This is a genomic window from Pseudomonas sp. WS 5027 (assembly GCF_012985695.1).
Taxonomy (GTDB): domain Bacteria; phylum Pseudomonadota; class Gammaproteobacteria; order Pseudomonadales; family Pseudomonadaceae; genus Aquipseudomonas; species Aquipseudomonas hygromyciniae.
The window spans coordinates 1-25,223 of the sequence record NZ_JAAQWU010000008.1 but is presented as its reverse complement, the minus strand read 5'-3'; the positions used below and the strand labels follow the sequence as shown (position 1 = coordinate 25,223).

General features: G+C 57.9%; 27 protein-coding genes and 1 tRNA gene. 22 read left to right on the top strand and 6 right to left on the bottom strand.

The annotated features are described in order from the left end of the window. Positions 1–5: 5 nt before the first annotated feature. Positions 6–608: a cold-shock protein gene (locus tag HBO09_RS29135; RefSeq protein WP_029300321.1), complete on the bottom strand. Its 603-nt coding sequence runs from the start codon at positions 606–608 to the stop codon at positions 6–8. A gap of 406 nt (positions 609–1,014) precedes the next feature. Here HBO09_RS29135 and HBO09_RS11910 point away from each other — a divergent pair, with 406 nt between their 5' ends. The 18 genes from HBO09_RS11910 (at position 1,015) to HBO09_RS11825 (ending at position 14,770) form a co-directional block, all read left to right on the top strand. Next, a complete protein-coding gene (locus tag HBO09_RS11910) occupies positions 1,015–1,488 on the top strand; it encodes a Dps family protein (RefSeq protein WP_169993679.1) in 474 nt (157 codons plus the stop codon). Positions 1,489–1,681: 193 nt separating this feature from the next. Continuing rightward, positions 1,682–2,032, top strand: coding sequence for a ribbon-helix-helix domain-containing protein (locus tag HBO09_RS11905; RefSeq protein WP_169993677.1), 351 nt, complete (start codon positions 1,682–1,684; stop codon positions 2,030–2,032). Between the two features lie 164 nt (positions 2,033–2,196). After that, entirely contained in the window at positions 2,197–2,418 is a 222-nt protein-coding gene (locus HBO09_RS11900) for a zinc ribbon domain-containing protein (RefSeq protein WP_057441377.1), read from the top strand. A gap of 110 nt (positions 2,419–2,528) precedes the next feature. Beyond that, on the top strand, positions 2,529–4,304 hold the full coding sequence (gene aspS / locus HBO09_RS11895; RefSeq protein WP_057960524.1) for an aspartate--tRNA ligase: 1,776 nt from the start codon (positions 2,529–2,531) through the stop codon (positions 4,302–4,304). Between the two features lie 136 nt (positions 4,305–4,440). Beyond that, the gene (locus HBO09_RS11890; RefSeq protein ID WP_038442836.1) at positions 4,441–5,187 is read left to right on the top strand and encodes a YebC/PmpR family DNA-binding transcriptional regulator; all 747 of its coding nucleotides are present in this window, start codon (positions 4,441–4,443) and stop codon (positions 5,185–5,187) included. Positions 5,188–5,343: 156 nt separating this feature from the next. Further along, complete coding sequence (ruvC, locus tag HBO09_RS11885) at positions 5,344–5,868, top strand: crossover junction endodeoxyribonuclease RuvC (protein ID WP_005790910.1); 525 nt, start codon at positions 5,344–5,346, stop codon at positions 5,866–5,868. 63 nt (positions 5,869–5,931) lie between these two features. Further along, the gene (gene ruvA, locus HBO09_RS11880; RefSeq protein WP_169993675.1) at positions 5,932–6,543 is read left to right on the top strand and encodes a Holliday junction branch migration protein RuvA; all 612 of its coding nucleotides are present in this window, start codon (positions 5,932–5,934) and stop codon (positions 6,541–6,543) included. Continuing rightward, on the top strand, positions 6,544–7,602 hold the full coding sequence (gene ruvB, locus HBO09_RS11875; RefSeq protein WP_029300308.1) for a Holliday junction branch migration DNA helicase RuvB: 1,059 nt from the start codon (positions 6,544–6,546) through the stop codon (positions 7,600–7,602). Between the two features lie 138 nt (positions 7,603–7,740). Beyond that, positions 7,741–8,196, top strand: coding sequence for a tol-pal system-associated acyl-CoA thioesterase (gene ybgC / locus HBO09_RS11870; RefSeq protein ID WP_169993673.1), 456 nt, complete (start codon positions 7,741–7,743; stop codon positions 8,194–8,196). Position 8,197: 1 nt separating this feature from the next. Continuing rightward, positions 8,198–8,893 carry a protein TolQ gene (tolQ, locus tag HBO09_RS11865; RefSeq protein WP_029300305.1) on the top strand — a complete coding sequence of 232 codons (696 nt, stop codon included), beginning with the start codon at positions 8,198–8,200 and terminating at the stop codon, positions 8,891–8,893. Positions 8,894–8,916: 23 nt separating this feature from the next. Next, positions 8,917–9,369 carry a protein TolR gene (tolR, locus tag HBO09_RS11860; protein ID WP_162473200.1) on the top strand — a complete coding sequence of 151 codons (453 nt, stop codon included), beginning with the start codon at positions 8,917–8,919 and terminating at the stop codon, positions 9,367–9,369. Continuing rightward, the gene (tolA, locus tag HBO09_RS11855; RefSeq protein ID WP_169993671.1) at positions 9,369–10,442 is read left to right on the top strand and encodes a cell envelope integrity protein TolA; all 1,074 of its coding nucleotides are present in this window, start codon (positions 9,369–9,371) and stop codon (positions 10,440–10,442) included. The genes tolR and tolA overlap by 1 nt, the downstream gene beginning before the upstream one ends. Positions 10,443–10,459: 17 nt before the next feature. Beyond that, positions 10,460–11,740: a Tol-Pal system beta propeller repeat protein TolB gene (gene tolB / locus HBO09_RS11850; RefSeq protein ID WP_169851059.1), complete on the top strand. Its 1,281-nt coding sequence runs from the start codon at positions 10,460–10,462 to the stop codon at positions 11,738–11,740. Between the two features lie 55 nt (positions 11,741–11,795). Beyond that, complete coding sequence (gene pal, locus HBO09_RS11845) at positions 11,796–12,296, top strand: peptidoglycan-associated lipoprotein Pal (protein ID WP_029300299.1); 501 nt, start codon at positions 11,796–11,798, stop codon at positions 12,294–12,296. 6 nt (positions 12,297–12,302) lie between these two features. Next, positions 12,303–13,127 carry a tol-pal system protein YbgF gene (gene ybgF / locus HBO09_RS11840; protein ID WP_169993669.1) on the top strand — a complete coding sequence of 275 codons (825 nt, stop codon included), beginning with the start codon at positions 12,303–12,305 and terminating at the stop codon, positions 13,125–13,127. Positions 13,128–13,292: 165 nt separating this feature from the next. Beyond that, entirely contained in the window at positions 13,293–13,940 is a 648-nt protein-coding gene (gene queE / locus HBO09_RS11835) for a 7-carboxy-7-deazaguanine synthase QueE (protein WP_169993667.1), read from the top strand. 1 nt (position 13,941) lies between these two features. Then, positions 13,942–14,631 carry a 7-cyano-7-deazaguanine synthase QueC gene (queC, locus tag HBO09_RS11830; RefSeq protein WP_169993665.1) on the top strand — a complete coding sequence of 230 codons (690 nt, stop codon included), beginning with the start codon at positions 13,942–13,944 and terminating at the stop codon, positions 14,629–14,631. Positions 14,632–14,694: 63 nt separating this feature from the next. Next, positions 14,695–14,770 (top strand) — tRNA-Lys (locus HBO09_RS11825). 263 nt (positions 14,771–15,033) lie between these two features. On the opposite strand, the gene idi is transcribed toward HBO09_RS11825, so the two are convergent. The 4 genes from idi to HBO09_RS11805 all read right to left on the bottom strand — a co-directional run bounded on the left by idi (position 15,034) and on the right by HBO09_RS11805 (position 20,081). After that, a complete protein-coding gene (idi, locus tag HBO09_RS11820; RefSeq protein WP_169993662.1) occupies positions 15,034–15,576 on the bottom strand; it encodes an isopentenyl-diphosphate Delta-isomerase in 543 nt (180 codons plus the stop codon). A gap of 18 nt (positions 15,577–15,594) precedes the next feature. Continuing rightward, positions 15,595–16,410, bottom strand: coding sequence for a class I SAM-dependent methyltransferase (locus HBO09_RS11815; RefSeq protein WP_169993660.1), 816 nt, complete (start codon positions 16,408–16,410; stop codon positions 15,595–15,597). Further along, complete coding sequence (locus tag HBO09_RS11810; protein ID WP_169993658.1) at positions 16,407–18,632, bottom strand: cytochrome P450; 2,226 nt, start codon at positions 18,630–18,632, stop codon at positions 16,407–16,409. The genes HBO09_RS11815 and HBO09_RS11810 overlap by 4 nt, the downstream gene beginning before the upstream one ends. An 858-nt stretch (positions 18,633–19,490) precedes the next feature. Further along, the gene (locus HBO09_RS11805; protein WP_169993656.1) at positions 19,491–20,081 is read right to left on the bottom strand and encodes a hypothetical protein; all 591 of its coding nucleotides are present in this window, start codon (positions 20,079–20,081) and stop codon (positions 19,491–19,493) included. A gap of 429 nt (positions 20,082–20,510) precedes the next feature. On the opposite strand from HBO09_RS11805, the gene HBO09_RS11800 reads away from it, so the two are divergent. Then, positions 20,511–20,915, top strand: coding sequence for an antitoxin Xre-like helix-turn-helix domain-containing protein (locus tag HBO09_RS11800; protein WP_169993654.1), 405 nt, complete (start codon positions 20,511–20,513; stop codon positions 20,913–20,915). Then, on the top strand, positions 20,909–21,601 hold the full coding sequence (locus HBO09_RS11795) for an RES family NAD+ phosphorylase (protein WP_169993652.1): 693 nt from the start codon (positions 20,909–20,911) through the stop codon (positions 21,599–21,601). Before HBO09_RS11800 ends, HBO09_RS11795 begins: the two co-directional genes overlap by 7 nt. Positions 21,602–21,611: 10 nt before the next feature. Here the strand turns inward: HBO09_RS11795 and lldD are convergent, their stop codons facing one another. Continuing rightward, on the bottom strand, positions 21,612–22,754 hold the full coding sequence (lldD, locus tag HBO09_RS11790) for an FMN-dependent L-lactate dehydrogenase LldD (RefSeq protein WP_070994429.1): 1,143 nt from the start codon (positions 22,752–22,754) through the stop codon (positions 21,612–21,614). Positions 22,755–22,862: 108 nt separating this feature from the next. Between lldD and HBO09_RS11785 the strand changes: the two genes are divergently transcribed. Both HBO09_RS11785 and nadA read left to right on the top strand, forming a co-directional pair. Then, positions 22,863–23,756, top strand: a complete 894-nt coding sequence (locus HBO09_RS11785; protein WP_169993650.1) for a LysR family transcriptional regulator — start codon at positions 22,863–22,865, stop codon at positions 23,754–23,756. Between the two features lie 154 nt (positions 23,757–23,910). Then, positions 23,911–24,969, top strand: coding sequence for a quinolinate synthase NadA (gene nadA / locus HBO09_RS11780; RefSeq protein ID WP_029300280.1), 1,059 nt, complete (start codon positions 23,911–23,913; stop codon positions 24,967–24,969). The last annotated feature ends 254 nt before the right edge of the window (positions 24,970–25,223 follow it).

Below are 25,223 nucleotides of genomic sequence, written 5' to 3'. Positions count from 1 at the left end.
TGAAATCAGCGACGCGGCAGGGCGGCGATCACGTCTTCAGCTTGCAGGCCTTTGTCTCGGTTCATGACGGAAAACTCCACGCGCTGGCCTTCCACCAGAACACGATGGCCTTCGCCGCGGATGGCCCGGAAGTGGACGAAGATATCGTCGCCCGAGTCTCGGGAAATAAAGCCGAAGCCTTTGGAAGTGTTGAACCACTTGACGGTCCCGGTATCCCGGTTGGTCATGTCGTAGTTTTGCGAGGTGGCAGGGGCAGACGAACGGTAGAAGCTGATGGCCAGGTGAAGAACGATAGCGACCACAGCGATGGCCAGGCTGAGCAGGATGGCTGGATGGCCACCGACTTCAGGCATGGGGGCCAGGAGGGTGAGGGTTTGTACGACGACAGTCAGCACCAGCAAAGCGCTGACCAGGTTTTGCAGTTGATGGCGTGTGCCTTTGTTCCAGTAGGGAATCACTGGCGCCAGCGTCAGGTTGAGAAGGCCGAACAGAGCCAGGTACAGCGCGTCGTGTTGTTGCAGGTACGGCAGGCTTTCTGGTTGCAGGCTCGGGATAAAGGACAGCAGCAAAGCTGCAGCGCCCGTTAGCAGGTGGACGATTTTCAACATTTTGATTAACTCACGTTAAGACGGATCACGAGGAAGAGCTGACTGGCACGGTTCGCTTCTGAACAATGGGAGGCGTTGGGCACGTGCGCGGTTATCAGCCTATGCCGCTTGCCGCAGGAAATAGCGGTGGCGACACGCTGCCTATTTAACAGCAAAGGCTGTGCCTTCTCAAATCAAGCGTTTCAAGGCGTTGCGAAGATCATGGCATTTGTGCGGCAAACCCTTGTTTTAGAGAGGTTCGGGGGTTTTCTAGCCGCGCCAGGCCTTGCCGCTTGTGGTCGTGGGCGCTGCAAAAGGGCGATTTGCCGCAGGCCTCCTGCGGCGCTAGGGCTGCGCAAGGCGAGCACTCTTGCTAGAGTGGGTTAGCACCTGATCAATGAATTTTCATTAATTGAAGGGAATAAACATGGCAATCGATATCGGTATCAGTGAAGAAGATCGTAAATCCATTGTTGACGGGCTTTCGCGGCTGCTTTCAGATACCTATGTACTTTATTTGAAAACCCATAATTTTCATTGGAACGTCACGGGCCCGCAATTTCGTACATTGCACTTGATGTTTGAAGAGCAATATAACGAGCTGGCGCTGGCCGTTGACTCGATCGCCGAACGTATTCGTGCCCTGGGCTTTCCTGCGCCGGGTGCTTACTCCATTTATGCCCGCCTGTCCTCGATCAAGGAAGAAGAAGGCGTACCCAGCGCTGAAAACATGATCAAGCAACTTGTCGATGGCCAGGAAGCGGTTACCCGTACGGCCCGCGGGATTTTCCCGTTGCTTGACAAGGTCAGCGACGAGCCGACCGCAGACTTGCTGACCCAGCGCATGCAGGTTCACGAAAAAACCGCCTGGATGTTGCGCTCACTGCTCGAAGGCAAGTAAGCCCCCGCTGTCCAGTGGCGTCTGGCAGGCGCCGCTGGTGTTGCCTGATTGCTTCCTGACACATGTGTTGGCTTGTCCTACGAACAGCGACTCTCCGTCTTCTGGCTGCACTTGCCTGCTTGATGTTTTATAGGCTCAACGGCCAATAACAGCCGCGTATTCAAGAGCCGTTTGGCAAGGGAGTGTCAAGTGTATGTCGCGTAGTGTGGGTAAAGGGGGGCTGGAAACTTCTGGCGTCTACAAGATAAAGATCGATCCCTTCGTCAAAGGGTTCGACATGGCGCTGGCACGGCCATTATCGCGTTCTGTCCGGTTGAATGGTTTTTCCACATGCCTGCGGCTTGAAGAGGTCTATTGGAATATTCTTGGCGAAATAGCCAGGATCAATACCTGTTCGGTCAGTGCGTTGCTGTCTTACGTGGATCGCGAGGTGCACTTGCGTTATGGCGGGGTCAAGAATTTCAGCGGTCTGGTCAGGGTGGTGTGTGTGGTCCATGCGTTGAAAGGGCAGGTATCCACCGCAGATCAGGCTGGGGTTATGTAGCCGGGTTACCCTGTATCAGAAGGGGCAGGGGTGTTTCTATATGACGCGCTGTACGTTGCCACGGCTGCACAGCCTCGATTTAACGGATATAATCTCGCCCTTTGCTGCGCATACCGGCTGGTACGGGGCGTGGCGCAGCAGTGACGTGATCGCCGAGATATTCCATGCCCATGTACGATTACCAATGCGCTTCCTGTGGTCACCAGCTGGAAGCCATTCAAAAGATCAGCGACGCGCCGTTGGTCGATTGCCCTGCTTGCCAGGCGCCCGAGTTGAAAAAGATGTTGTCCATGCCGGGCTTTCGCCTGAGCGGTAGCGGCTGGTACGAAACCGACTTCAAGACCGGCGCCAAGAAGAATCTGGCGGGCGGCGACAAAGCAGACTGAGTTGAACTCTACGCGCGAGCTCCTGCATTATCCGTGACCTGACTCAACAGGTGCGGTGTCCGAGCAGGAACTCCACCGAATTTCGAATTACGAGAAGTGAAACCACTACCATGATGCGCAGCCACTATTGCGGCCAACTGAACGAGACCCTGGAAGGTCAGGAAATCACCCTTTGCGGATGGGTTCACCGTCGCCGCGACCATGGCGGGGTGATTTTCCTCGATATCCGTGATCGTGACGGTCTGGCCCAGGTGGTATTCGACCCGGATCGCGCCGAGAGCTTCGCCGCCGCTGACCGCGTGCGCAGCGAGTACGTCGTGAAAATCACCGGTAAGGTTCGCCTGCGTCCGGCCGGTGCCACCAACGCCAACATGGCGTCGGGCATGATCGAAGTCCTGGGTTACGAGCTGGAAGTGCTGAACGAATCGGAAACCCCGCCGTTCCCACTCAACGAGTTCTCCGACGTTGGCGAAGAAACCCGCCTGCGTTATCGCTTCCTCGATCTGCGTCGCCCGGAAATGGCCGAAAAGCTGCGCCTGCGTTCGCGCATGACCACCAGCATCCGTCGCTTCCTCGACGAAAATGGCTTCCTCGATGTAGAAACGCCAATCCTGACCCGTGCTACCCCAGAAGGCGCACGTGACTACCTGGTGCCAAGCCGTACCCACGCCGGTAGCTTCTTCGCCCTGCCGCAATCGCCGCAGTTGTTCAAGCAACTGCTGATGGTCGCCGGTTTCGACCGTTACTACCAGATCGCCAAGTGCTTCCGTGACGAAGACCTGCGCGCCGATCGCCAGCCTGAATTCACCCAGATCGACATCGAGACCAGCTTCCTCGATGAAAAAGAGATCATGGGCCTGACCGAAGAAATGATCCGCAACCTGTTCAAGGAAGTGCTGGGTCTGGAGTTCGGCGAGTTCCCGCACATGACCTTCGAAGAGGCCATGCGCCGCTACGGTTCCGACAAGCCAGACCTGCGTAACCCTCTGGAACTGGTCGACGTTGCCGATCAGCTCAAGGAAGTGGACTTCAAGGTGTTCAGCGGCCCGGCCAACGACCCGAAATGCCGTATCGCCGCACTGCGTGTGCCAGGCGGCGCGAGCATGCCGCGCAAGCAGATCGATGACTACACCAAGTTCGTCGGCATCTACGGCGCCAAGGGCCTGGCTTACATCAAGGTCAACGAGCGTGCCAAAGGTGTTGAAGGCCTGCAGTCGCCAATCGTCAAGAACATCCCGGAAGACAAGCTCAATGTGATCCTCGATCGCGTGGGTGCAGTTGATGGCGATATCGTGTTCTTCGGCGCCGACAAGGCCAAGATCGTCAGCGAAGCCCTGGGCGCGCTGCGGATCAAGCTGGGTCACGACCTCGACCTGCTGACCTGCAAGTGGGCGCCGATGTGGGTCGTTGACTTCCCGATGTTCGAAGAAAACGACGACGGCAGCTTCAGCGCCCTGCACCACCCGTTCACCGCGCCCAAGTGCACGCCGCAAGAGCTGGAAGCCAACCCGGCTGGCGCTCTGTCCCGTGCCTACGACATGGTGCTCAACGGCACTGAGCTGGGTGGCGGTTCGATCCGTATCCACCGCAAAGAGATGCAGCAATCGGTCTTCCGCCTGCTGGGCATCAACGAAGCGGAGCAGGAAGAAAAATTCGGCTTCCTGCTCGACGCCCTGAAATACGGCGCTCCACCCCACGGTGGCCTGGCCTTCGGCCTTGACCGTCTGGTGATGCTGATGACCGGTGCCCAGTCGATCCGTGAAGTGATTGCCTTCCCGAAAACCCAGAGTGCTGCGGACGTAATGACCCAGGCTCCAGGTGTGGTGGATGCCAAGGCACTGCGCGAGCTGCACATCCGTCTGCGCGAGGCGCCGAAGGCTGAGTAAGGCTGCGGCGTGAAAGCGCGATAAGGTTGTACGCAGTCAAAAAGGCGCATCTTCGGATGCGCCTTTGTGTTTAAACGAGGGAAATCCTGCCTGGGGTGGGATTGAAAGGTTTCTATAAGAATTTCGGAGTTGTGTTATGGCTGGCCATTCCAAGTGGGCGAACATCAAGCACCGCAAAGAGCGTCAGGATGCCAAGAAAGGCAAGATCTTCACCAAGTGGATTCGCGAGCTGACCGTCGCTGCCCGCCAGGGTGGCGGTGATCCAGGCTCCAACCCGCGCCTGCGCCTGGCGCTGGACAAGGCCCTGGGCGCCAACATGAGCCGCGACATCATCGATCGCGCCGTGGCCCGTGGTGCCGGTGCGGCGGACACCGACGATATGGTCGAGCTGACCTATGAAGGTTACGGCCCGGGAGGCGTCGCGGTGATGGTCGAGTGCATGACCGACAACCGCAACCGTACTGCGGCAGCCGTACGCCATGCGTTCAGCAAGTGTGGCGGCAACCTGGGTACGGATGGCTCGGTAGCCTATCTGTTCGAGCGTAAGGGGCAGATCACCTTCGCGCCGGGTACGGATGAAGATGCGCTGATGGAAGCCGCGATGGAGGCGGATGCCGACGATGTGGTGACCAATGAAGACGGCTCCATCGACGTGTTCACCTCGTTTGCCGGCTTCTATGCGGTGCGTAACGCCTTGGAAGCTGCTGGCTTCAAAGGTACCGACGCGGAAATCGTCATGCTGCCGACCACCAGCGCCGAGCTGGACCTGGACGGCGCACAGAAAGTGCTGAAGATGCTGGATATGCTGGAAGACCTGGATGACGTGCAGAACGTCTACTCCAACGCCGACATTCCAGAAGACGTGGCCGCACAGCTAGTCTGAAGGCTGGTGTAGACCAAAATGTGGGAGCGGGCTTGCTCGCGAAAGCGGTCTGTCAATCAGTACATGCGTGACTGAAGTACCGCTTTCGCGAGCAAGCCCGCTCCCACATGGGATCTTCTCTGTATAAAAAATGTGTTCACCCAACCTGCAGGCGTTATGACTTTAATCCTAGGTATCGACCCCGGTTCGCGCATCACCGGCTTTGGCGTGGTGCAGCAGACTCCGCGTGGCTGCATCTACGTGGCGTCGGGGTGTATCCGTACCGGCGCCGGGGAGCTGGCCGAGCGTTTGCAGATTGTCTATCGCGGCGTGCGGGAAGTGATCCAGACCTATGGGCCGGTGACCATGGGCATTGAAAAGGTGTTCATGGCCAAAAACGCCGACTCGGCCCTGAAGCTGGGTCAGGCCCGTGGTGCTGCCATTGTTGCCGGCGCCGAGGAGGGCATGGAAATCGCCGAGTACACCGCGACCCAGGTCAAGCAGGCCGTGGTCGGCACCGGTGCGGCTAATAAAGAACAGGTGCAGATGATGGTCATGCACATGCTCAAGCTCACTTCAAAACCACAGATCGACGCCTCTGACGCTCTGGCCATCGCCATTTGCCATGCCCACACCCGCTCCAGTCTGCTGCCCCACGGCCTCGGTACGGCACGCAGTCGTGGCGGGCGCCTGCGTCTCTGATAGCATCAGCGCAATCGTTATGGTCAGCCCCCGATCTGACCTCAAGCTTTAAGGATCTGAACCGTGATTGGACGCTTGCGCGGCACCCTGGCTGAGAAACAGCCGCCGCACCTGATTCTGGATGTAAACGGGTTGGGGTATGAGCTGGAAGTGCCCATGACCACCCTGTATCGCCTACCGTCGGTCGGTGAACCGATAACCTTGCACACCCACCTGGTGGTGCGCGAAGACGCGCAACTACTCTATGGTTTCATCGGCAAGCGCGACCGGGACTTCTTCCGTGAGCTGATCCGCCTTAATGGCGTAGGCCCGAAACTGGCCCTGGCATTGATGTCGAGCCTGGAAGTGGACGAACTGGTACGCGCCGTTTCGGCCCAGGACACCTCGGCGCTGACCAAGGTGCCGGGTGTCGGCAAGAAAACTGCTGAGCGCCTGCTGGTGGAGCTCAAGGACCGCTTCAAAGCCTGGGAAGTGGCGCCGAGCATGTTTGCCCTGGTACCCAACCAGCCGGATATGCCGGCGGCGCAGATCGCCAGTGCCGAAAGCGACGCCGTCAATGCGCTGATTTCCCTGGGCTACAAACCCCAGGAAGCCAGCAAGGCGGTGTCGGCCATCAAGGACAAGAACCTGAGCGCTGAAGACATGATCCGCCGAGCCCTGAAGGGAATGATTTAAGTGATTGAAGCTGATCGTCTGATTGCGGCCACTGGCCCTCGTGACCGTGAAGAGGTCCAGGATCGGGCCATCCGCCCCCTGAGCCTTGCCGACTACATTGGCCAGCCCACCGTGCGCGAGCAGATGGAGTTGTTCATCCAGGCGGCGCGCGGGCGTGCCGAGTCCCTGGACCACACGTTGATTTTCGGCCCGCCGGGTCTGGGCAAGACCACCCTGGCCAACATCATCGCCCAGGAAATGGGGGTGTCCATCAAGAGCACTTCTGGCCCGGTGCTGGAGCGCCCGGGTGACCTGGCCGCGCTGTTGACCAACCTTGAACCCCATGACGTGCTGTTCATCGACGAAATCCACCGGCTGTCACCCATCGTCGAAGAAGTGCTGTACCCGGCCATGGAAGACTTTCAGCTGGATATCATGATTGGCGAAGGGCCGGCTGCGCGCTCGATCAAGCTCGACCTGCCGCCGTTCACCCTGGTCGGCGCCACCACCCGTGCGGGTATGCTGACTAACCCGTTGCGAGACCGTTTCGGCATTGTTCAACGTCTAGAGTTCTATAGCACTGCTGACCTGGCGACGATTGTCAGTCGCTCGGCGGGAATTCTCGGCTTGCCGCTCGACCCGGAAGGCGCCTTCGAGATTGCCCGGCGCGCCCGTGGCACGCCGCGGATCGCCAACCGCTTGCTGCGCCGGGTACGGGACTTTGCCGAAGTGCGGGCCAAGGGGCATATCACCAAAGCCGTGGCCGACCTGGCACTGAACCTGCTGGACGTCGATGAACATGGTTTCGATCATCAGGACCGGCGTCTGCTGTTGACCATGATCGAGAAATTCGATGGTGGACCGGTGGGCGTGGACAGCCTGGCCGCTGCCATCAGTGAGGAGCGTCATACCATCGAGGATGTTCTGGAGCCCTACCTGATTCAACAGGGTTACATCATGCGTACGCCGAGGGGGCGTGTGGTCACGCGCCATGCGTATTTGCACTTTGGGTTAAACATTCCGTCACGATTGGGGGAGATGCCTGTGGTAGACGAATTCCTTGATGCAGTGGACGATTAAAAAGGCATGGCGAGTCGATTTATTCGACGTTTGTGCTGTCCTAGTGGCTGGCGTCGTCATTCTTTCGTTAGAAATGTTGCAGAGAATGAAAAACAGTTGCCTGGCCGGATTGGCAACCTGAGGAGTAAGCACTAGAGTATGCGCGCGCAAAACGGGGATCAGTCGTTCGCACATCGCTGTCGCGTTTATTACGAGGACACCGATGCGGGCGGCATCGTGTATTACGTCAATTACCTGAAATTCATGGAGCGGGCTCGAACCGAGCGGTTGCGGGAGCTGGGCTTTGCCCAATCCGCGCTTGCAGGGGAGGACCTGTTATTTGTCGTGCATTCCAGCGAGGCACGTTACTACGCGCCGGCGCGACTGGACGATGAATTGCTGGTCAGCGCAGAGGTAATCGAATTGAACCGTGCCAGCCTGCGCTTTAAACAGCAGGTCAGGCGGGCAACGGATGCAACGCTGCTCTGTGAGGGGCAGTTCCTGGTGGCGTGTGTGCGCACCAACAGTTTGAAACCCAGGGCCATTCCCGAAACTCTACGTGCGGCCTTTGCCAACGTGAGCGGCGCGGGTCAACAATCAAAGCAGGAGATTTAGCGTGGAACCTACCGTCGTCGACCATTCCTCCATGTGGAGCCTGGTCAGCAATGCCAGTGTCGTGGTTCAACTGGTCATGCTGACCCTGGTAGCCGCATCGGTTACCTCATGGGTCATGATTTTTCAGCGCAGCAACCTGCTGCGCGCCGGTCGACGCGCCCTGGAGAGCTTCGAAGAGCGCTTCTGGTCGGGTATCGACCTGTCCAAACTGTATCGCCAAGCGGGCAGCAACCCGGACCCGGACTCTGGCGTCGAGCAGATCTTCCGCGCCGGCTTCAAGGAATTCTCCCGCCTGCGCCAGCAGTCCGGCGTTGACCCCGAAGCGGTCATGGAGGGCGTGGCCCGTGCAATGCGCGTAGCGATCTCCCGGGAGGAAGAAAAGCTTGAGCAGAGCCTGCCGTTCCTCGCTACCGTCGGTTCGGTCAGCCCGTACATCGGTCTGTTTGGTACCGTATGGGGCATCATGAACTCCTTCCGCGGCCTGGCAACGGCCCAGCAAGCGACCCTGGCCACCGTGGCCCCGGGTATCGCCGAAGCGCTGATCGCCACTGCCATCGGCCTGTTCGCTGCAATCCCCGCAGTAATTGCCTACAACCGTTTCGCCGCAACCAGCGAAACCCTGATTGGCCGTTACTACACCTTCGCCGATGAATTCCAGGCGATCCTGCACCGTAAAGTGCACACCAGCGAAGAATAAGCAGGTAATTCCCAATGGCTTTAATCGCTCGAGCTCGCAAAAAGCGCAAGCCGGTCGCCGAGATGAACGTAGTGCCTTACATCGACGTGATGCTGGTGCTGCTGGTGATCTTCATGGTGACCGCGCCGATGCTCAATCAGGGTGTGAAGGTTGATCTGCCCAAGGTTTCCAGCGAAGCCTTGCCCCAGGACAACAACACCCAGGTCCTGACCATCTCGATCAAGGCTGACAAGACCTATTACTGGAACCTTGGCAGCGAAGTCGACACCCAGAAGCAACAGGACAAGGCCATGACCTTGCCGCAGATGACCGACGCCGTGACCAAGATCATCCGCGCCGGCAACGAAGGCGGCAAGCACACCCAGGTCTTCATCCGCGGTGACAAGTCGGTCGACTATGGTTCCGTCATGGGCGCCATGGGCGGGCTGCAGAAGGCCGGGGTCGGTAATGTTGGCTTGATTACCGAGGCGCCCTGATGCACCAACAGCGAGAGCCGTCCGCCTCGGAAAGCTTCTTCTGGCCTAGCGTCTGGGCAATTGCCCTGCACGTTCTGGTGTTTGGCATGCTGTTTGTCAGCTTTGCCATGACGCCGGAGCTGCCGCCAGCCAAGCCGATCGTGCAGGCGACCCTGTATCAACTGAAATCGAAGAGTCAGGCCACCACCCAGACCAATCAGAAGATTGCGGGTGAGGCCCAGAAGTCGGCTGCGCGCCAGACTGAAGTCGAACAGATGGAACAGAAGAAGGTCGAGCAGGAAGCGGTGAAGGCTGCTGCGGAACAAAAGAAAGAAGAGGCGGCTCAAAAGGCCGAAGAATCGAAAAAGGCTGACGAAGCGAAGAAGGCCGACGAGGCGAAAAAGGCTGATGAAGCCAAGAAAGCCGAGAAAGCTGCCGAAGCTAAAAAAGCCGAAGAGAAACAATTGGCTGATATAGCCAAGAAGAAATCTGAAGAAGAAGCCAAGAAAGCGGCTGAAGAAGAGGCCAAGAAAAAGGCCGCTGAAGAAGCCAAGAAGAAGATAGTCGAAGACGCGAAGAAGAAAGCCGCCGAAGACGCCAAGAAAAAAGCTGAAGCAGACGAGGCGAAGAAGAAAATCGCCGATGATGCGAAGAAGAAAGCTGCCGCCGATGCCTCGAAGAAAAAGGCCCAGGAAGCAGCTCGCAAATCCGCCGAAGACAAAAAGGCCCAGGCCTTGGCAGATTTGCTTTCTGACACGCCGCAACGTCAGCAGGCCTTGGCCGATGAGCGTGGTGACGAAGTCGCGGGCAGTTTCGACGACCTGATTCGGGCGCGCGCGGCAGAAGGCTGGACACGTCCACCTTCAGCACGCAAAGGCATGACAGTCGTGCTGCAGATCGGCATGTTGCCGGACGGTACGGTGACTTCGGTCAGCGTGGCCAAGTCCAGTGGCGACGGTTCGTTCGACAGTTCAGCGGTTGCAGCGGTCAAGAATATTGGCCGGTTGACCGAGATGCAGGGAATGAAACCAAGCGACTTCGCTCCCTATCGTTCATTCAAGATGACATTCACACCTGAGGATCTAGCCTTGTGAGAAACCTTCTTCGAGGAATGCTTGTCGTTATTTGCTGTATGGCAGGGATAGCGGCGGCGGATGAAAAGAACATCCTGGTAACCAGCGGTAGCGATCGGGCGACCCCGATTGCAGTTGTGCCGTTTGGCTGGCAGGGCGGCAGCGTGCTGCCGGACGATATGGCGGAAATCATTGGTAATGACCTGCGCAACTCGGGTTACTACGCGCCTATTCCGAAACAGAATATGATCAGTCAGCCGACCCAAGGCAGCGAAGTGATCTACCGTGACTGGAAAGCCTTGGGCGCCCAGTACCTGATGGTAGGTAGCATCGTGCCAGCGGGCGGTCGCCTGCAGGTGCAATATGCCCTGTTCAACGTAGCCACCGAGCAGCAAGTGCTGACCGGTAGCGTGTCGGGCAGCGTCGATCAACTGCGGGACATGGCGCACTACATCGCCGACCAGTCGTTCGAAAAACTGGTTGGTATCAAAGGTGCGTTCTCTACCCGTATGTTGTACGTGACGGCTGAGCGTTTCTCGGTGAACAACACTCGCTACACCCTGCAACGTTCGGACTACGACGGTGCTCGTGCAGTGACCCTGTTGCAATCGCGCGAGCCAATCCTGTCGCCGCGTTTTGCGCCGGATGGCAAGCGTATCGCCTATGTGTCGTTTGAACAGAAGCGTCCGCGCATCTTCGTCCAGCATATCGACACCGGTCGCCGTGAGCAGATCACCAACTTCGAAGGCCTGAACGGTGCGCCAGCCTGGTCGCCGGATGGCAATCGCCTGGCATTCGTGCTGTCCAAGGACGGTAACCCGGATATCTACGTGATGAACCTCGGTTCGCGTCAGATCACCCGTGTCACTTCCGGCCCTGGCATCAACACCGAACCGTTCTGGGGCAAGGATGGTTCGACCATCTACTTCACTTCAGACCGTGGCGGCAAACCACAGATCTATAAGAGCAGTGTTGGCGGCGGTGGTGCAGAACGTGTGACCTTTATTGGCAACTACAACGCCAATCCGAAGCTTTCGGCTGATGAAAAGACCCTGGTCATGATCCATCGCCAGGATGGTTTCACTAATTTCAAGGTCGCGGCCCAGGATTTGCAGCGCGGAAGCGTAAAAATCCTCACAGATAGCACTCTTGATGAGTCGCCTACTGTTGCGCCCAACGGCACCATGGTAATCTACGCCACCCGCCAGCAGGGCCGGGGAGTCTTGATGCTCGTGTCCATTAATGGACGCGTAAGGCTCCCGCTTCCTACCGCACAAGGCGAAGTCAGAGAACCATCCTGGTCCCCTTACCTGAACTGACGCGGCGCTACAAAAAGAAGTACTTAACACACTGGGGTTCATTAGGAGTTTCACGATGGAAATGCTGAAGTTTGGTAAGTTTGCTGCTCTGGCTCTGGCTCTGTCCGTAGCCGTTGGTTGCTCGTCTAAAGGCGGCGACAATGCCGGTGAAGGCGCAGCTGTTGATCCAAACGCTGGTTACGGCGCTAACACTGGTGCAGTTGACGGCTCCCTGAGCGAAGAAGCTGCTCTGCGCGCGATCACCACTTTCTACTTCGAATACGACAGTTCGGACCTGAAGCCAGAAGCCATGCGCGCTCTGGACGTTCACGCTAAAGACCTGAAAGGTAACGGCGCTCGCGTTGTTCTGGAAGGCAACACCGACGAACGTGGTACTCGTGAGTACAACATGGCACTGGGCGAGCGTCGTGCGAAAGCCGTTCAGCGTTACCTGGTACTGCAAGGTGTTTCCCCAGCTCAGCTGGAACTGGTTTCCTACGGTGAAGAGCGTCCAGTTGCTACCGGCAACGACGAGCAATCCTGGGCTCAAAACCGTCGCGTCGAACTGCGTAAGTAATTCGTCATGCGAACGTGCCGTCGTGTTGTAACCGTATTGGCTCTCAGCCTCGCACCGCTTGCGGTGTGGGCTGCGGTTCCCGTGGAAGATAGCAACTCTGGCTATAACAATAGTGGGAGCAGCTATCCACCTGCAGGTTATGGCACGAACGGCGCCTATGCGGGGGGAGCGGCCACGGCCGCTCCTTCGGCACAGGGCGAGCTGTTCAACCAACTGCAACGCATGCAGGATCAATTGGCGCAGCAACAAGGCACCATTGAAGTTCTGCAGAATGAGGTGCGTCAGCTCAAGCAGGAAGGCCTGGAGCGTTACCAGGATCTTGACCGACGTATAGGAGCCGGCGTTACACCAGCCGCTACTCCTGATAATTCTTCTGCCGGTGGCGCCGCAAGCGCCGCCGGTGGTGCAGCCGCAGGCGCCACACAGGCCCCTGCCGCCAGCAGCGAACCGGCTGACCCGGCGAAGGAAAAGCTGTATTACGACGCAGCCTTCGACCTGATCAAGGCCAAGGATTTCGACAAGGCCAGCAAAGCGTTCACCGCTTTCCTGGGTCGTTATCCAAACAGCCAGTATGCGGGTAATGCCCAGTACTGGTTGGGCGAAGTCAATTTGGCCAAGGGTGATTTGCAGGGTGCAGGCCAGGCGTTTGCCAAGGTCAGCCAGCTTTACCCCAAGCACGCCAAGGTGCCTGATTCGCTGTACAAACTGGCTGATGTAGAGCGCCGCCTGGGTCATACCGACAAGGTCAAAGGCATTCTGCAGCAAGTGGTGGCCCAATATCCGGGTACCTCTGCCGCCCAGTTGGCTCAGCGCGACTTGCAACGCTTGTAAGCATTGCTGTCCCGCTTGGAAGAAACCCGCGCCTGTCGCGGGTTTTTTCGTTAGAATCCACGCCCTTTTATGAAATACGCTTTTTGGGGTTCACGCTTTGCCGGGATCCCATAAAGTGCCTGACGGAGGCGGACAGCCTGTTTAGCTGTTACGCCCGTGGCGACTATGCAAGACACATTACGCATCACCGAAGTTTTTTACTCGTTACAGGGTGAAACGCGCACTGCCGGCCTGCCCACTGTATTTGTGCGCCTGACCGGTTGCCCGTTGCGCTGCCAGTACTGTGACAGTGCCTACGCCTTCAGCGGCGGCACCATTCGTACCCTCGACGACATCCTGGAGCAAGTTGCAGGCTACAGGCCTCGCTACGTCTGTGTAACAGGCGGCGAGCCCCTGGCCCAGCCCAATGCCATTCCTTTGCTCAGGCAGCTGTGTGACGCCGGTTACGAGGTGTCCCTTGAAACCAGCGGTGCCCTGGATATTTCCGCAGTCGATCCTCGCGTCAGCCGAGTGGTTGACCTGAAGACGCCAGACTCCAAGGAAGCGCATCGCAATCGCTATGAAAATATCGAGCTGCTCACCGCCAACGACCAGGTCAAGTTCGTCATCTGCTCGCGGGACGACTATGACTGGGCCAATTCCAAGCTGATCCAATACGGTTTGGACCGACGCGCCGGCGAGGTGCTGTTTTCTCCAAGCCACCATGACTTGAACGCTCGCGACCTGGCTGATTGGGTGGTCGCGGACAACCTGCCGGTGCGCCTGCAATTGCAGTTGCATAAATACCTTTGGAACGATGAGCCAGGACGCTGAAATGACTGACCAAACCACTGATCAAAAACGTGCCGTAATCCTGCTGTCTGGCGGCCTCGACTCCGCCACCGTGGTGGCGATGGCGCGTGCCGAGGGTTACAGCTGCTACACCATGAGCTTCGACTATGGCCAGCGCTCCCATGCCGAGTTGCACGCCGCCGCCCGTGTCGCCCGCGACCTCGGCGTGGTGGAGCACAAGGTGATTGGTCTGAACCTCAACGGCATTGGCGGCTCGGCCTTGACCGATAGCACCATCGACGTGCCTGAGGCGCCCACTGAGGGCATCCCGGTCACCTATGTACCGGCGCGCAACACTGTGTTCCTGTCGCTGGCCTTGGGCTGGGCGGAGGTGCTCAACGCCCGCGACATCTTTATCGGCGTCAACGCCGTGGATTACTCCGGCTACCCGGACTGCCGTCCAGAGTTCGTCGAGTCGTTCGAGCGCATGGCCAACCTGGCGACCAAGGCTGGCGTTGAAGGGCGCGGCTTCCGTATCCAGGCACCACTGCAAAACCTGAGCAAGGCGGATATCGTCAAAGCGGGTGTAAGGCTTGGTGTCGACTACTCGCTGACTGTTTCCTGCTACCAGGCAGACAATGACGGCCGTGCTTGTAGGAAATGTGACAGCTGCCGACTGCGTGCAGAAGGCTTCCAAGCGGCCGGAATTACTGACCCAACGCGTTATTTCTGATTTATTTAAAATAAGGTGTTGAATAATCCTTAGAAATCAGTATTATACGCGCCACCACACAGCGGGTCGTTAGCTCAGTTGGTAGAGCAGTTGGCTTTTAACCAATTGGTCGTAGGTTCGAATCCCACACGACCCACCATTTTTGGCGGTTTAGAAAATCCGGAAGGCCCACGCAAGTGAGGATTTCCGGGTTTTTTTTTGCCTGGTGCAAAGGCAAGCGTAATGCTCTCCATGTCTATTGATCGGCGACTCCACCTGGCGATGGGGCGTATTCCTGCACGTCGCTCACCGGAATTGCGGTAATCACACGAAAGATATCCCTCTCCTGTTTCAACGACTGGGCAAATGTTGTCACCCCGACGGTTTTGACTGCGGGTTGCAGTGTCCGTCGAGGTGGTTTGTTTACTCCCGCGACGTTGGTGTATCGAACGAAGGATGCTCCGATAGAAGGCGACGCCACTCCATTTGAAACCAGGGCGTGAATTGTGCGGGAGACTCTGAAAGTCGGGCTGATATCTCGGCCCGGGTCTGCCACTTGATCTCGCTGACTTCCTCAGTGGCGGGTGAGACTACGGCGTCTGATTGAGCAACCAATACATGACACAGTTCGTGTTCCGCGCCGATCGAACCAAAGCGGGCATGGTACTCAAAGCTATATAGGAAGCGGCAGGAGGCAGAGACCCCCAACTCTTCGCGTAGACGACGAGACGCAGCATCCTTAATAGTCTCGCCAAGTGCGGGATGACTGCAGCAAGCATTCGACCAGAAACCTGGCCAAAGCATTTTACCCGCAGCACGACGCTGAAGCAGATGGCGCCCGCCGCTGTCGATCAGATGCACGGAAAATGCGCGATGCAGCCGTCCTTCTCCCACGTGTGCATCGCGCTTGTCACAAACGCCAATCGGTACGTCTTGTGCGTCAACTAGCACTACATCGTTGGTCATTCTGTATTCTCTTCGTCGCTACGCTTTTCTATCCAGGTAGGGGACTTGCCCCCAGGCGCTGACCAGTGTCAAAGCTGTGTCAGTGAACTTTGGGTCGGCACGCAGGCTGGCCATCGCATCAAGTTCGTTTTGCGTGAGAAGTCCTTGTTTCAGCAGCGCTGGCCCGGCCTGTGCGGTGGTCGCAGCCCAGAATGTGTCGGCAGGGCTGTTGTCGCCGATTCGGCCTTCAAGGGTGCGATGCCCAACGTTGGAGAGCCCCAGATCGCGTAATCGGCTGGGGAGAGTATCTGCCCAGAGCATGTCGGACCCAATGGAGCGCTCCAGGAGAGTGATTCCGGCTTGGGCTACTTTGCGGAACAACGGGTGCTCAGTTCTCAAGCTCGGTTGTAGGCTCACGTCTTCGATTACCAGCCAGCCGCCCGGGCGGACCCAAGTGGCGACGCGCGTCAATATGTCTTCGCGTTCGCAGAGATGACACAAAAGCGCTCGAACGTGCACCACGTCAAAGGAGGCAGCAGGAAAATTGTCGGTCCTGGCATCATGGGTCAGCACCTGAATGCCGGGTATATCGGTGAGGAATCGAGTATCGATGTCGGTGGCGGTGACCGTTGCCTCGGGGTATCGCTTGGCCAGCCAGCCGGCGAGCGATCCGGCACCGGCACCGAGGTCGAGGATGGTCGACTTGCCCGCAAGATCCAATTGAGCAAAAAACGCTTGGCTCAACGGATCAAATACACGTTCCAGAGTACGCAGCCGTGACAATTGGCCAGCGTGTTGATCAGCGAGATAGCTGCAGTTATAGCCGGGTTCCCCGGTGGAGTCAGTAGTGGTCACAGTATGACCTCCAGTCGATCAGGGCAGCGATTGAGGAATCCACGTTCGCAGGGTTGAAACCCCGGAGCCCAGCGCACGTCTGGAAAGGTCTGTAACAGCATGCGAGCGCTGATCGTGATCTCCATCCGTGCCAGCATCGATCCCAGGCAGAAGTGACGCCCCGCACCAAAGGCGAAATGATTTGTCGCCTGGTCGGTGCGTGACATATTGAAGGTGTCCGGGTCGCTGAATTGGTCCGGATCACGGTTGGCCGAGCCGATAAGACAAGCGAAGGTTGCGCCAGCAGGAATCGTTCCCGACGGCAGCACCAGCGATTCTCGGGCCTCCCGGAGTACCAGTTGCAGAGGTGGGTTGCGTCGCAGCGTTTCGGCGAGCGCATTGTCCATCAACTCTGGATTGGCCATCACCGCTTCTTTGAGGCCAGGTTCGCTCAACAGATTGACGATGAGATTCGCCAGGGCGCCGTGACTGGTTTCGCTACCTGCGGTCATCAGGATCGCGCAGTAGGACCGCACGAACGTCTCGGATAGTGGCTGACCGTCAATCCGTGCTGCCAGGAGCTGCGAGATCAAATCGTCTGAGGGGGCAGCGCGGCGGGCGTCGATGTGTGGCTGGATAAAGTCGTAGAAACTGTCTCGGTTGGATAGCCCGCCGGTCAACAATGCCGGATCCTGGCGATAGTTGCCCATGTAAGCGAAGCCGATGGCACACCAGTTCTTTAGCCGTTCCACCTCCTCGCGAGTTTCAGCCGGGAGACCCAGTGCACGAGCCATCACCCGCACCGGCAGCGCTGCGGTGAAATCAGCAATGAGGTCTACTTTGGGGCGGCCGTGCATGTGCGCCAGCAGGTCTGTGGTCACCGAGGTGATGGATGCTTCGAGCGCTGCGAGGGCCTTACTGCGAAACGATGGGCTAAGCAGCGCTCGGTGCTGGGCGTGTTCACAGCCATCCATAGTGACAATAGTGTGTCCCAGCAGCGGTCCAATCTGCCAGGTGTAGTTGTTGTTGCTTGCCCCGGAATGGGTCAGTGCGGCTTTGACGTCCACATACCGACTGACCAGCCATACATCTGTGGGTTCGTCGTAAACAATCGGTAGAGTGGTACGCAAACGCTCATATAGTGGGTAGGGGTCAATTTCGAACTGCCGGGATTTCAAGGTCGGCGGGGTAAGTTTCAGGTCCATTTGCCGGTTGTCTTGTGTCGTAGAATCGACGGTATGCAAGTGATAGCGAGAAACGCTCTGATGCCAGTCTCCCGCTGCCCGGACAACCTGACGCAGCCGGTCCGGGTCGGTTGCGGCGCCCGGGTGGTGATTTGCGTGCTCAGGGGCGAGCGCAGTGAACCGTGCGACCGCGCTGTTCACCATCTGATGGGCGGACTCGACCGCGGTAGGCCAGTCGATGCCAGCGGTTTGCGCCAGTATCGACACCAAGTTGAAGCGCTCACCACACACCACATCTTTGGCAATCGAATGGATATCGTTCGTCCACGCAATGATATCGGCGCTGTGTTCACGCAGCGTGTTCCACCATTGGGTGTCCGCTGAATGCTCGTACGGGTCGAGGGTTTCGGCCGCATCGATGAGGTCAAAGAAGAACAGTGCGCCGAACGAGTCCCGGCGCAACGGCAGATACTCGGCCAACGTGAGTGCCGAGTCGGTTTCCCGTACTCGTACCAGTGTTGCCTGTGCGCGCAGATGTCGGAGCAGGTCTCGTACAAGCCTCTGCCGCCAACGCTCGTCCCCCCAACTCAGGGTTCGAGGCCACAGATCATCGACCAGGACAACGAGCATAGGGTCATCAAATCGGCTTGCTTGACCCGATGGATCAGCACCGCTGCGTTCGATCAACGCTTGTATCGCCGTGATGAAACGCTCCAACGCACCGTTTTCCGCCCATGGCCCATCATCGATGCGGTCATCGAGAGTGAGCGCCCACAGATACCAGCACACCAGAATTTCGGCTCGGTGCGTAGGAGCCCGCCCACACAAAGCCATTCCCAGGTCAAGCAGTGGAGTGGTACTCAACCTATGCGCGCCGCGGCGGCCTATCAAGCCGTATTGCTGTGCCCAGGCGAGAGCATGCGTGCGCAACTGATCGCTGTCGGAGCGTGGTGGCGGACCGGCGAAGGGCAGCCGGATATCGGGAATAATCAGCGGTGTCGGTGGTAAATGATCGCTGTGGCGGGAGCCGGGATCGCCTTCACGGTGTGCCGTTGGCATGATGCTTTCCTTGTCAATCAACTTTTTATAAGAAGCACTTGAGTAACTACTTGGCTATCGCGGTCGCAACGTCTGCGTTGGCTACGAAGGAGGCGCAAATAAAGGTAAGTAATGTTTTTCAGCCTGCGTGACCTTACTCGAAAATTAACATTACCTGATGGAGGAATTATCTGAAATATATAAAGAAAAAACCTCGACTAGCACAAAGGTAGATATTGGGTCGAGTGGATAAGTTGTAAGTGTCACACTTTTGTTACCTCGCTGCGCACGACTAACATGATGATCTTGGTTTTTCGCTACAGTCGTTTATGGTTTTTACAATCGCGGCGGGTCCACTGAAGGAGGTTATGAAATTTCCGCCGTTGGCCATTTTGCAGCTTGCGGTGATCCAGCAAGTGCCCTCAGCGTTGATGCGAACAGAGTCTCCCTTGCTGCATGACTGATAGGCAGGGCTGCTTTGCCAGGCATTTTTGCATGTGTTGAAATCTTCAGCATGAACGGCTTGTGTTTGAAGCAGCACTGCAAGTGCTAGAAAAAAACCGACAGTTGAGCTTTTCACTTTGTGCATCCTCTAGATGTACTTGTGAAACTATGAGCTTGCTTTTCGGGTTGTGTCTACTGTCATAGTTGACAGGTATTTTTAACAGGTGGAGAGTCTTTTGTAATTGTTATGACGATTGGCTGTGGGAGGTGTTGGATGATGTTATAAGCTGGTCGGGAGTTATTTGGTCAGTGGTGAGTCCACAGTTAGTGATTGATACGTCGATACGAGTCCCCGGAAACCCTACGTAAGTGAGAATCTCCGGATATTTTTCCACGATGAAGCGGCAGCCCCTCAGGTCCGTACCAACCCTAGCCTTAAAGCTGCTTGCGCCCATTCATCCACGGACTGTAGTCCACCTGCACATACCCCATGGGCAGCCCCTCAGGGTAGTTGGCAAACCCCGGCATCTGGCGCAGGTCCAGCCGTTTGCACTGCGTGGCGAGGCGTTGCTGCAACGCGCTATCTGCCTTGAACCCCTGCGAGCGGAACGGGCTTTGATTCAGGTTGACCATGCACTCATTCACTTTGCCCTGTGCGTCGGCAATGAAGTGGAAGCTGGCGACGCCAATGCTCTGGATGTCATGCCCTACAAACAGTTGTTCGCGGAAGAAACGGATCTGCCTATAGAGGTCGATACGGGTTTTCTGCAGCTGTTGCTGTTCTTCCGAGAGCCCAATCAGAGGGGTGAACACCATGGGAGCGACAATCACCTGGGAATCCTTGTTATCGGAGAAGGCCTTTTGTGAGACCTCGGGAAACAGCGTGGTCCAGCACAGCTCGGTGACCAGTTTGGCCAGCTTGGCCTGACGCAGTTGGTTCTGGCCCTCGTTGGGCAACAGCGTTCCGCGTTGGGTTGAGCAGTCCACCACATGGTTTTGCGTGTCGACGGTCATGATCATATTCATCACACCTGTCAGCTCCTGTTCATTGGCGGCCAGGGCATAACTGCGCAGTATTGTTTTGAACGAGTTGACGAACTTTGCGTATTCCTGTCGTCCCTGTGCCTGTTCTGCCGCCGAGGCTGCTGTTTGTTCTGGCGTTTGACTCTGGCAGCCGGACAGGGACAGTAGGCTTGCACCGAACAAGGCCAGTAACCAGCGAGATAAAGAAGGCGCGTTGAATTCCATTTCTTGGGGGCTCATACACAATGGATTGGAGAAAATGTAGACGGGAACCATTCTCACCCATCAGGCTTTAAAGTGCGATTCGAAATAACTAAAAGCATGCCACTAGGACCTTTGGTTTTAAAAACTGACGCGGGATGTTGTAGTGGTTTGCTCTGTAGACCTCAGGCGTCTATATTTGAGTCTGTAGATTAATTTGAGGTGGCAACCATGAGCCTGGCCCTCCAAGTACAGCCCTTTACCCGCGAGCAATGTGTCGCCGGACTACGAGCGGCCGTGAGCATCCTGGAGAAATGGCAGGCCAGCAGCGACCAGGCCTGCCGCATCTTGCGCATCTCGCGTAGTACCTACACCCGCGCCCGGCAGCGCGATGCCGCCTGGTCCGTGAGCCTGGATGCCGACCAGATGCAGCGCATCAGCTTCGTGCTGAATATCCACGCCACGCTGCGCATGGTGTTCGATAACCCCGAGAACGTGTATGGCTTTGCGGCGATGGCTAACGACAACGCGTTTTTCAACGGGCGCTCGCCCCTGGAGATCATGGCCCAGGGCGATATGATTTCCCTATACGAAACTTTCCGGCGCATCGATGTGCTGCGTGGCGCGCAATGGTGAGGGTCAGCCAGTTGGGCGATTTGCCCGGGGCGCAGTTACAGGCCTACCGCCTGGTCAATTCCAAATTCCCGCCGATTGCGTTATTTGACGATGTGGCGGATGCCGACGAGTTTGACGCGCTCTATCAGATCCAGGCCCTGACCAACCCGCGACTGGGCAATGAGGTCGGCCGGATTGAGCTGATACCCCGTAGGGAAATCCCCTTCGGGATTGTGGGATGCTCTTACGCAATTGCGCCGTTCACCCACGTCAACCCGGCTGGATCGCGTTTCAGCGCTGGTGATTTTGGTGTGCTGTACTTGGCGGCCACTATCGAGACGGCACTGGCAGAGGTGCGTCATCACCAGAACCAGTATTGGTCCGGGGTCCATGGCCTTAATTATGAGCGTTTTGTCTTTCGCGGACTGTCGTGCAGTTTTGCCGGCGATTCGATGAAGGATGCGACGTCGGTACCGATAAGCGACCCGATCTACGACCCAGACGACTACGGCCACGCCCAGCGCTTGGGTGGTGCGCTGAAGAAGGCCGGATGTCCCGGCCTTCGGTACTTGTCGGTGCGCTCAGAGGGCGATCACTGCTGGGCCTTGCTGACACCCAGGCCGGTGTCGTCGATTATCCAGGCCGCCCATTACGAGATGGTCTGGAATGGACAGATCACCAGTGTCAGCAAGATCAGCGAAGCCTGACCCAGGCGGGTCAGATCTGCCCGCGCACCAGGATTGACTCATCGATCTGCGCAATCGACGTAACCCCGGTCAGGGTCATGGCCACGCGCATTTCCTTGGCAAAGATATCCAGCAGATTCTCCACGCCGCGCTGGCCGTCAGCGGCCAACGCGTAGGCGGGCGCTCGTCCCAGCAACACGCCTCGGGCACCCAGGGCGAGCATGCGCACCACGTCCAGCCCCGAGCGCACCCCGGAGTCCACCAGCACTGTGAGGTCGCTGCCAACCGCCTGGGCAATCTCAGGCAAGGCCTTGGCAGTTGAGAGCACGCCATCGAGCTGGCGGCCGCCATGGTTGGACACGACGATACCGTCGGCGCCGAAGCTCACCGCATCCTTGGCATCCTGTGGGTCGAGGATGCCCTTGATGATCATTGGGCCCTTCCAGAACTCGCGTATCCACTCCAGGTCTTTCCAACTGATGGAAGGGTCGAAGTTGGTGGCCAGCCAGCCGATGTAGTCTTCCAGGTGGGTCGGTTTGCCCAGGTATTTGGAGATGTTGCCCAGGTCGTGGGGGCGGCCCATAAGTCCCACATCAAAAGCCCAGGCTGGCTTGGTCACGGCCTGCAACATGCGCCGCTGGGCGGCATACGGGCCGGACATCCCGGAGTGGGCATCGCGGTAGCGGGCGCCGGGGGTTGGCATGTCGACGGTGAACACCAGGGTTTTCACCCCGGCGGCCTGGGCGCGCTCCAGGGCGTTCTTCATGAAGCCGCGGTCTTTGAGCACATAGAGTTGAAACCAGATCGATTGCGCGGTCTGCGATGCGACTTCCTCGATCGGGCACACCGAAACGGTCGACAGGCAAAAAGGAATGCCTTTATTGGCCGCCGCGTTGGCCACCTGGACTTCCCCGCGCCGGGCAAACATGCCGGTCAGGCCCACCGGGCTCATGACCACCGGCATCGCCAGCGGTTGGTCGAACAGCGTGGTTTCCAGGCTCAGGCTCTCGACGTTGCGCAGGACGCGCTGGCGCAGGCTGATGTCTGCCAGGTCTGAGCTGTTGGCTTTGAGGGTGTGCTCGGCGTAGGCGCCACCGTCAATGTAGTCGAACAGGAAACGCGGCAGTTTGCGGCGTGCGGCTTCGCGGTAATCCGATGCAGACGAAATGATCATGAACAGTGAGGCCCCGGAATAAAGAAAACGGTGGGTGGAGGATAGTCAAAGGCTTTTCATGGTAAAAACAACTTTTACAACTTCATTCAAGTCGCAAATGGAATAGTCATGAACCTGCGAACGCTGCGAGCCTTTGTCGAAGTGGTGCGCCAAGGCAGTTTCTCACAAGCGGCCGAGATGGTTTCGCTCACGCAATCGAGCGTCAGCAAAGCGGTTAAGACCCTGGAGGAGGAGTTAGGCACTCCGCTTTTTAGCCGTATCGGCCATAAGAACGAACTGACAGCCGCCGGTGAGATTGCCTACCGCCGCGCCCTGGTGTTGCTCGCAGAGCGCAGTGACCTGGTGGCGGAGATCAATGACCTGCTGGGGCTCAAGCGTGGCGTCTTGCGTATTGGCTTGCCGCCGGTGGGCAGTGGTGAATTATTTGCGGTGATGTTTGCGGTGTACCGCCAGCGTTATCCGCAGATCGAAATCGAGTTGATCGAGCATGGCAGCAAGAAGCTAGGCGAGTGCCTGCAAGCGGGGGAAGTGGATGTCGCCGCGCTATTGGTACCGGTGGAGGGCGAGTTCGAGTATCAGGACGTGCGCGTCGAGCCGTTGATGGTGGTCCTGCCCAGCAGTCATCCATTGGCCGGGCGCAAGAGTGTGGATTTTTCCGACCTGTCTGACTCGCCGTTCATACTGTTCGAAGCCGGGTTCGCCCTTAACCGCATCATTCTTAGTGCCTGCGAGCGCCGAGGCGTCTCGCCGAAGGTTTCCGTGCGCAGCGCCCAGATCGACTTTATCGTCGACCTGGTCGGCGCGGGCCTGGGTGTCGCCTTCCTGCCGCGCATGCTGGCCTACAAACACCTGCATGCCGGCATTGCGTTGATTGAGTTGGATGAGCCCCGGACCGACTGGCATATCGCCCTGACCTGGCGGCGTAATGCTCACTTGCCGCCGGCTGCACGAGCCTGGTTGGAACTGGCCAGGGAAATGGGTAATGTTCCCGCGCCATATTAGGCTTTTGAATCCAATCGATATTCTGTAGCCTTGCGCAGCTTCACCTAAACCCGTGCTTGATGAACACAATCACTTCGTCCGGCGGCGCCCGAAGGGCTCCAGAGCCGGTGGTACACTCGACTTTCGCGCAATTGCGCCTGTAGGTCTTGCGAACATGACGCAAATTTCCGAACGCCTTCTGGTCCAAGCCCACCTCGATGCCAAGCAACCCAAGGTGCTCAGTGCCGAGCAAGAGGCAAGCTTACGTTCTGCCATTGCCGCCGAGCTCAAGGCTCAAGACGCGGTGCTGGTGGCTCACTTCTATTGCGACCCGGTGATTCAGGCCCTGGCCGAAGAAACAGGCGGTTGTGTTTCCGACTCCCTGGAAATGGCCCGCTTCGGCGCTGCCCATCCGGCCAAGACCGTACTGGTCGCCGGCGTGCGATTCATGGGCGAGACGGCGAAAATCCTCACCCCCGAAAAGCGCATCCTGATGCCAACCCTGGAAGCCACCTGCTCCCTGGACCTGGGCTGCCCGGTGGAGGAGTTCTCAGCGTTCTGTGACCAGCATCCGGAGCGCACCGTGGTGGTGTATGCCAACACCTCGGCGGCGGTCAAGGCCCGGGCAGATTGGGTGGTAACGTCCAGTTGTGCCCTGGAAATCGTCGAAAGCCTGATGGATAACGGCGAGACTATTATCTGGGGGCCGGACAAGCACCTGGGCACCTATATCCAGCGCCAGACCGGTGCCGACATGCTGCTGTGGGACGGTGCCTGCATCGTCCACGAAGAGTTCAAGTCCAAGCAGTTGGAAGACATGAAGGCGCTGTACCCGGATGCAGCGATCCTGGTGCACCCGGAGTCACCTACGTCAGTGATCGAGTTGGCGGATGCCGTGGGTTCCACCAGCCAGTTGATTGCGGCGGCGCAACGGTTGCCGAACAAGACGTTTATCGTCGCCACTGACCGCGGCATTTTCTACAAGATGCAGCAGCTGTGCCCGGACAAGGTGTTTGTCGAGGCGCCAACCGCCGGTAACGGCGCGGCATGCCGCAGTTGTGCGCATTGCCCGTGGATGGCGATGAATACCCTGGAGCGCACGCTGCAATGCCTGCGCGAAGGCAGCAACGAAATTTTCGTCGAGCCCTCGTTGATTCCCCATGCCGTGCGCCCGCTCAAGCGCATGCTGGACTTTACCCAGGCGGCCCGCCTCAAGCTGGCCGGCAACGCCTGATTCGAGGCTGCCACGATCAAACGGTGGGAACTGGCTTGCCTGCGATAGCGATATAGCAGTCAATATTGCAGTGACTGATAAACCTCTATCGCAGCAGCGGTATCTACACAACTTTGCCGCAACGCCTAAATCCTGGCAGATAGCGCAGTTGTGGCGAGCGGGCTTGTCGGAACGCCGCATCGCCCGCGCTGGGCTGCGAAGCAGCCCTAAACCCGGCCATCGCGGTTTATCTGAAGAAACGCGGCGGGCTTTTT

Bases quoted from the DNA above. Each gene is read 5' to 3' on its own strand.
- HBO09_RS29135 (WP_029300321.1), bottom strand. From the start codon at position 608: ATGTTGAAAATCGTCCACCTGCTAACGGGCGCTGCAGCTTTGCTGCTG.
- HBO09_RS11910 (WP_169993679.1), top strand. From the start codon at position 1,015: ATGGCAATCGATATCGGTATCAGTGAAGAAGATCGTAAATCCATTGTT.
- HBO09_RS11905 (WP_169993677.1), top strand. From the start codon at position 1,682: ATGTCGCGTAGTGTGGGTAAAGGGGGGCTGGAAACTTCTGGCGTCTAC.
- HBO09_RS11900 (WP_057441377.1), top strand. From the start codon at position 2,197: ATGCCCATGTACGATTACCAATGCGCTTCCTGTGGTCACCAGCTGGAA.
- aspS (WP_057960524.1), top strand. From the start codon at position 2,529: ATGATGCGCAGCCACTATTGCGGCCAACTGAACGAGACCCTGGAAGGT.
- HBO09_RS11890 (WP_038442836.1), top strand. From the start codon at position 4,441: ATGGCTGGCCATTCCAAGTGGGCGAACATCAAGCACCGCAAAGAGCGT.
- ruvC (WP_005790910.1), top strand. From the start codon at position 5,344: ATGACTTTAATCCTAGGTATCGACCCCGGTTCGCGCATCACCGGCTTT.
- ybgC (WP_169993673.1), top strand. From the start codon at position 7,741: ATGCGCGCGCAAAACGGGGATCAGTCGTTCGCACATCGCTGTCGCGTT.
- tolA (WP_169993671.1), top strand. From the start codon at position 9,369: ATGCACCAACAGCGAGAGCCGTCCGCCTCGGAAAGCTTCTTCTGGCCT.
- tolB (WP_169851059.1), top strand. From the start codon at position 10,460: ATGCTTGTCGTTATTTGCTGTATGGCAGGGATAGCGGCGGCGGATGAA.
- pal (WP_029300299.1), top strand. From the start codon at position 11,796: ATGGAAATGCTGAAGTTTGGTAAGTTTGCTGCTCTGGCTCTGGCTCTG.
- ybgF (WP_169993669.1), top strand. From the start codon at position 12,303: ATGCGAACGTGCCGTCGTGTTGTAACCGTATTGGCTCTCAGCCTCGCA.
- queE (WP_169993667.1), top strand. From the start codon at position 13,293: ATGCAAGACACATTACGCATCACCGAAGTTTTTTACTCGTTACAGGGT.
- queC (WP_169993665.1), top strand. From the start codon at position 13,942: ATGACTGACCAAACCACTGATCAAAAACGTGCCGTAATCCTGCTGTCT.
- idi (WP_169993662.1), bottom strand. From the start codon at position 15,576: ATGACCAACGATGTAGTGCTAGTTGACGCACAAGACGTACCGATTGGC.
- HBO09_RS11810 (WP_169993658.1), bottom strand. From the start codon at position 18,632: ATGCCAACGGCACACCGTGAAGGCGATCCCGGCTCCCGCCACAGCGAT.
- HBO09_RS11805 (WP_169993656.1), bottom strand. From the start codon at position 20,081: ATGAATATGATCATGACCGTCGACACGCAAAACCATGTGGTGGACTGC.
- HBO09_RS11800 (WP_169993654.1), top strand. From the start codon at position 20,511: ATGAGCCTGGCCCTCCAAGTACAGCCCTTTACCCGCGAGCAATGTGTC.
- HBO09_RS11795 (WP_169993652.1), top strand. From the start codon at position 20,909: ATGGTGAGGGTCAGCCAGTTGGGCGATTTGCCCGGGGCGCAGTTACAG.
- lldD (WP_070994429.1), bottom strand. From the start codon at position 22,754: ATGATCATTTCGTCTGCATCGGATTACCGCGAAGCCGCACGCCGCAAA.
- HBO09_RS11785 (WP_169993650.1), top strand. From the start codon at position 22,863: ATGAACCTGCGAACGCTGCGAGCCTTTGTCGAAGTGGTGCGCCAAGGC.
- nadA (WP_029300280.1), top strand. From the start codon at position 23,911: ATGACGCAAATTTCCGAACGCCTTCTGGTCCAAGCCCACCTCGATGCC.